The organism is Acinetobacter sp. GFQ9D191M, assembly GCF_011174875.1.
Lineage (GTDB): Bacteria > Pseudomonadota > Gammaproteobacteria > Pseudomonadales > Moraxellaceae > Acinetobacter.
Genome location: NZ_JAALGV010000123.1, coordinates 1 through 786 on the forward strand (window position 1 = coordinate 1; position 786 = coordinate 786).

Here is a 786-nt window from a genome sequence, read left to right on the forward strand (position 1 = left end):
ACAAACCCGGTACGGTTCATATCGAGGGGATACAGCCGATTCAACAAGAGCTGTGCTTAGTAGGGGGATTTGTATTATTTCTTGCTTGTTAGAGCTTCCATTAAGAGCAAGAAATTGGTCGGACATGAAAATTGGTTACAGGTCAGATGGTGAATGCATATATAAGAATAAAAAAGGCTTGTATGAGATTTCTATACCAAAATCATGTTTTAAAAACTTTGATCAGAAAATTATTCCTGATCATTTTGTTCATATATTTTCAAAAAACACTTCTTTGTTAATAGGTGATTATTTAGAGAAGAATAGATCTGCTTTCTTAATGAGTACTAAACGCGCCCCTTTGCGTGGACAAGAAGAAGACTTGGACTATTTCTTAGTGTCTAGGCGTGAGCCTTTTATGACTGTAAGGAGTTTATCAAGAAGTATTGAGGACTTCTTTAAGACCTATGGTGATCAGACTATTAAAGTGGGAGGAATTCGCATCCACTTTTTTAGGGATATTGTTGCGACCTCATTCTTAAAACAATTTCCTGGTGCTTATGCCCATGCTGGAATGTTGCTATTAGATAGTGAACAAACCATGAAAGAAAATTACGGCCATCTACAACCCAAAGACGCGCTTTCACTATGGCAAGCTCACAATGAAAACAGAATGAACCGTACCGGGTTTGTCGGAGACTTTTTTATTTAAGTTAGGCCACCTGACCTAACGGGTTAATCTTATCATAGTACATTGCTTCAAACTCAAAAGGCGATACATAACCCAGTGCACTGTGTACACGCTTT

General features: G+C 37.9%; 1 protein-coding gene. It reads left to right on the forward strand.

Features of this window, described 5'->3' with window-relative positions; translation table 11 throughout:
• Positions 1–691, forward strand: a 691-nt coding sequence (locus tag G5T77_RS15485; RefSeq protein ID WP_216072704.1) for a hypothetical protein, incomplete at its 5' end; no start/stop codon positions are given.
• Positions 692–786: the final 95 nt, after the last annotated feature.